This window comes from Lactobacillus helveticus DSM 20075 = CGMCC 1.1877 (genome assembly GCF_000160855.1).
GTDB lineage: Bacteria > Bacillota > Bacilli > Lactobacillales > Lactobacillaceae > Lactobacillus > Lactobacillus helveticus.
Genome location: NZ_GG700752.1, coordinates 54,747 through 60,311, shown reverse-complemented (window position 1 = coordinate 60,311; position 5,565 = coordinate 54,747). Strand labels below are relative to the sequence as shown.

General features: G+C 39.2%; 4 protein-coding genes and 1 pseudogene. All 5 read left to right on the top strand.

Annotated features, from left to right (window positions below):
• A pseudogene (locus HMPREF0518_RS00295) lies at positions 1–204 on the top strand (hypothetical protein); the annotation flags it as partial.
• 138 nt (positions 205–342) lie between these two features.
• Entirely contained in the window at positions 343–2,364 is a 2,022-nt protein-coding gene (locus tag HMPREF0518_RS00290) for a DHH family phosphoesterase (protein ID WP_003624880.1), read from the top strand.
• A gap of 11 nt (positions 2,365–2,375) precedes the next feature.
• Entirely contained in the window at positions 2,376–2,831 is a 456-nt protein-coding gene (gene rplI, locus HMPREF0518_RS00285; RefSeq protein ID WP_003624877.1) for a 50S ribosomal protein L9, read from the top strand.
• 30 nt (positions 2,832–2,861) lie between these two features.
• On the top strand, positions 2,862–4,256 hold the full coding sequence (gene dnaB / locus HMPREF0518_RS00280; protein WP_003624875.1) for a replicative DNA helicase: 1,395 nt from the start codon (positions 2,862–2,864) through the stop codon (positions 4,254–4,256).
• A gap of 236 nt (positions 4,257–4,492) precedes the next feature.
• On the top strand, positions 4,493–5,422 hold the full coding sequence (gene phnD / locus HMPREF0518_RS00275; protein ID WP_003624873.1) for a phosphate/phosphite/phosphonate ABC transporter substrate-binding protein: 930 nt from the start codon (positions 4,493–4,495) through the stop codon (positions 5,420–5,422).
• The last annotated feature ends 143 nt before the right edge of the window (positions 5,423–5,565 follow it).

Below are 5,565 nucleotides of genomic sequence, written 5' to 3'. Positions count from 1 at the left end.
GATAAATTATTATATATTTGGGTTCCTACTGAACAAAAAGCAGAGTTGTTTTATCATCTGGTCACGAAAAGATTAGATGCAGATCATAATTACTTTACGGTTAAAGATGCCTATGTAAAAGCAAGTGATGTTGAATTTCACGGTGTTAAACTAACCCCATCTAATACACCAGAAGAAGCACAAACTGCTGCTTTGAAGAAATAGCATATATTACAAAATATCTAAAAAGAGAATCTCTGTTAGTCAGAGATTCTCTTTTTAGCATCTACTCTTTTCATTCATAACGCGTAATAATGTATAATTGATACTGATATATTTTACCTTGTAATAGGAAGGATCTTCATGAAAGATTTTTTACGTAAGCTTGAATTGCCTGAATTTATTAAAGATTCACGATTAACAGCTTCCGTAGTAATCATCTTAGTGCTTTCTTTAGTGGGAAGCATTATTGCGATGATTATGAGTCCATTATTTGGCCTGGCAATGGTATTGATTTTCATTTTGTCTGTTGCTTTTGCCATTTATGGAACCTACATTTTAGCAGGTAAGGCAACTAATTTTGCAGTTAATTTGTCCTACCGTATAAAACGTAGTGAACAAGAAGCAATGATCAAGATGCCGCTTGGTATTTTGCTCTATGATTCTGATCACCAGATTCAATGGGTAAACCCTTATCTGCAATTGTATCTTAAGGATACAGACCTAGTAGGTCACACAATTGAAGCTGTAGATCCAGATCTGAATAAATTGTTGAATGAAGCGATTGAAGCTAAAACCTCAGAAAATCACATAGTTAATTGGGATGGACACCGTTTTGAAATGGTAGTTCAAGATGATTTGGGCGTAATTTATCTGTTGGATATTACACGTTATGCAAAAATTGAAGACAAATATGAAGCCGAACGTCTTGCCATTGGGCAGGTCTTTATTGATAATTATGATGAATTAAGTGAGACAATGCATGATCAGGAATTGACCAGCATGAGTTCATATGTACAAAACACGCTAAGCAATTATGCTAAGAAGTTTAAGGCATATTTAAAACGGATCGATGAAGATCACTTTTTACTGCTAGTACATATGCAAGATTTAGCTGAGATGGAAAAGGACAAGTTTTCTGTTTTGGATAAAGTGCGGCAAGAAACTAGCCGCAACAATACTCCGCTTACTTTGTCAGTCGGGATTGCTTTTGGCTCCGATTCGCTATCTGAAATTGCCAACCAGGCACAATCTAACCTTGATTTAGCTTTAGGACGAGGCGGGGACCAAGTCGTGCTCCGTCAACCGGGTAAGGATGCACGCTTTTATGGCGGTAAATCTAACCCAATGGAGAAGCGAACCAGAGTTAGAGCACGAATGGTCTCACAAGCAATTAGTGAACTTTTCAAAGATGCAGACCGCGTTTTCGTTGTTGGTCACCAACGTCCGGATATGGATTCTGTTGGTAGTGGTATTGGTGTCGTAAAATTGGCTCGACTTCATGGCGTAAAAGCTAATTTTGTCTTGGACACTAACAAGACTAATTATGACGTAGGCCGCTTAGTCATCAGGATGCAACAGAAGAATCAGGACAAGGATATTTTTATCAGTCCTGAGGAAGCTCTGGCTGAAGTAACCGATAAATCAATGTTGGTCATGGTTGACCACTCTAAGTATTCAATTACTTATTCTCAGCCCTTGTATGACCGCTTGAAGAATAGGATTATCGTAATTGATCACCATAGACGTGGTGAGGAATTCCCAGAAAACCCAATGCTTACCTATGTTGAACCATATGCTTCTTCTGCTTGTGAGTTGGTCACTGAGATGATTGAGTATCAACAACCAGCTCAAGGCAAGCGAGTATTAACAGACTTAGAAGCAACTGCAATGCTGGCTGGTATCGTCGTCGATTCTAAAGAATTCTCGCTTAGAACGGGTACTCGAACCTTTGATGCGGCAAGTTACTTGCGGTCAATTGGTGCCGATTCAGCTGTGGTAAGTTCGCTGCTTAAGGAAGACATCGATAGCTTCCTTGAGAGAACACACTTGGTTGCAACTTTGAAGATGGTAAAACCACATATAGCTGTTTTGTGTGGCCCTGATGACAAAATTATTGATCCAATCATCACGGCTCAAGCAGCTGATACGGCACTTGATTTGGAAAATGTGGGTGCTAGTTTTGCCATTACGCGGCGCACTCCAGATACCATTGGTATTTCTGCACGTTCCATGGGTAAGATTAACGTGCAAATTATTATGGAAAAGCTGGGCGGCGGTGGTCACCTTTACAATGCGGCTACCCAGATCAAAGGTGTTACTATTGAAGAAGCAAGAGCAAAATTGCTTCAGGCAATTGATGAATACGAAAAGGAAAATGAATAAAGGAGAACAAGATGAAAGTTATTTTTACACAAGACGTTAGAGGTCGTGGTAAGCGTGGACAAGTTAAGGAAGTTCCAGATGGTTATGCACAAAACTATTTAATTAAGCGTGGCTTGGCTAAGGTAGCTACTAAGGGTAATATGAATACCTTGAAACGTGTAGAAGCTAACGAAAAGGCTGCTTACGAAGCTGAAAAAGCTGAAGCTGAAAAGATTAAGGCAGAACTTGAAAAAGATGATACAATCGTCCACTTCAAGTCAAAGGCTGGGACAGATTCACGTTTGTTTGGTTCAATTTCAAGCAAGAAGATCGTGGAAGGCCTTGAAAAACAATATGGCATCAAGGTTGATAAGCGTAAGTTGAACTTGCCAGAACCAATCAAGACATTGGGCTACACTAATGTTCATGCTAAGTTGTTCAAGGGCGTTGAAGCTACTATTCGTATACACGTTACTGAACAAGACTAATTCTATTTTTATAAAAAGTGGTTGTGATTGATGGATAATATCGTTTCTCAACAAATTCCACACGACTCAGATGCGGAAAAAGCCGTTCTGGGTGCGATTTTTATTGATCCAGAAGCAATTGCAGATGCTAGTGCAGTAGTTCAACCTGAAGATTTTTATGAAAGGGCAAATCAAATCATCTATCAAGCGATGCTGGATTTGTCAGACCGCGGGGATGCAATTGATCCGCTGACCCTTCAAGATGAACTAAACAAGAGAAATCATCTAGATGACATTGGTGGGATTAGTTATGTCTCAGAGTTGGCATTGGCCACTCCTACTGCTGCGCACGTTACTTACTATGCACAAATTGTGCACCGCAAGGCACTATTGCGCAGACTGATTTCTGCTAGTCAAAAGATTATTTCTAACGCAATTGATGGGTCAGATGATGTAACCGATATTCTTGATGACGCAGAAAGCGAAATTATGAATGTGTCATCAGAAAATAATAGTGGTGGTTTCAGAACAATTAAGGAAATCGTTAATTCCACTATTAAGGATATTAATAATATCCCTGATGATGGCAATATGGTTACAGGTTTGCCAACAGGATTCGCTGAACTGGATAAGATGACGACTGGTTTTCATGATGATGAATTGATCATTATCGCTGCACGGCCTGGTGTAGGTAAAACTTCATTTGCATTGAATGTGGCACAGTTTGTGGGGCTTCATACTGATAAAACTGTTGCGATGTTTTCTCTAGAAATGAGTGGGGAACAGTTAGTTCAAAGAATGTTAGCATCCTTAGGACTAATAGATTCTCAGCACTTAAGAACAGGCCAGCTTGATGAAGAGGAATGGCGCAAGTTAGTAATTGCGTCAGGCTCGCTTGCCAACACGGATATTTTTATTGATGATACTCCGGGTATTAAAATGAGTAAAATCCGTGCAAAAGCCAGAAGACTAGCCAAAGAAAAGGGCAACCTGGGGCTAATTGTGATCGACTACTTGCAGCTGATTGAAGGTCCACGTAGTGAATCACGGCAACAAGAAGTTTCCGCAATTTCACGGCAATTAAAGAAGCTAGCTAAGGAGCTTCACGTGCCCGTCATTGCCCTTTCCCAGTTGTCACGGTCAGTTGAGCAGAGACAGGATAAACGGCCTGTATTGTCTGATATTCGTGAATCTGGATCAATTGAACAGGATGCCGATATTGTATCTTTCCTATATCGTGATGATTATTACCGTGATGAGCCAGAAGATGGTGAAAATAGCGGTAGCAGCAATGAAGTAGGATCCGAAGACGATAACGGTGAAGTTGAAGTAATTATTGAAAAGAACCGTTCGGGTAGTCGTGGTACCGTAAAATTAATGTTTTCTAAACCGTATAACCGGTTTTCAAACTTGGATTATGCGCATGATGATCCAGATGGTAATTAAGTTAAAAGACATTTGCTTTATGGCGAGTGTCTTTTATTTTCATATCAATGTTCTTAAACTGTGATAAATATCACGCTCATAATTTTTATATTCTGGGATTTCATGTAAAAAGCATATATTGTATAATATAATTGCTTAAAATAATTAATATTTTTAGTTTTAAAACCATTAATTTTTTGATATACCTATTACTGAAATAAGTCATTCATGAACGCATCGGAGGATAATAGAATTTTATGAAAATCAAAAAAGTTTTAGTAGGTGCATTCGCTGTTTTAGCTGCATTGTCTCTATCTGCATGCTCGGGCAATAAAAAAAGTTCATCTTCAACAAATGAACCAAAAGAATTAAATGTTGAATTTGTGCCTAGCACGCAAGCAAACAAGACGGAAGCTGAAGCCAAGCCATTAGGCACGCTTTTGCAAAAGCAGTTACATATTCCAGTTCACGTAACTGTTTCTACAGACTACAGCGGCTTGGTTGAGGCAATGTCTTCTAAGAAGGTTGACGTTGGCTTCATGCCACCTTATTCTTATATGTTGGCGCATAAACGCGGGATTGCGGACGTACTCTTACAGGCCGAACGGTATGGATATGATGAGCCATCAGGCAAGATGAATCACAAATTGATGCACAAGTATCGTGGCATGATTGTGGTGAAAAAGGGATCAAAGATTAAATCTTGGAAAGATCTGAAAGGAAAGAAAATTGCCATTGGTGATCCTAGTTCTTCATCTGGTTATGTTTATCCAATTGCGGAACTTTATAAAAAAGGTCTGAACGTCACCAAGGATAGCAAGCTCGTTAATATTACTAGCGATGACCAAAGGGTTATTTCAGTCTTAAACGGGGATGTGGATGCTGCATTTGTATTCTCAGATGCCCGTGATATCGCTGCGAAGGATGATAAGAGAGCAATGACTGATGTTGTTCCGATTTACTTCACGCAATGGATTCCTAACGATACCATCTCTGTTAGAAAGGACATGCCTAAGAAGTTCAGAGTTAAATTAGCTAAGGCTTTCAAAAACATTGCTAAATCTAAGAAAGGCAAACAAATTATTGAAAGCATCTATAGCCACTATGGCTATGTAGATGCTAAAGATTCTGATTTTGACGGCTTGCGTAATTATCAAAAGATCGTTAACGAAGCAACTGGCAAATAATCATTGCATTGAAAAGACTCGCTTTGTCAAAAGTGGGTCTTTTCTTGTGCGTGATATATCGGTTAGAATATGTGGCTCTTTGTCAAATCCTGTTGATAGAGAGTAAATGAATAGAATCAGGCAGTCATTAAAAGGCTGTTTGG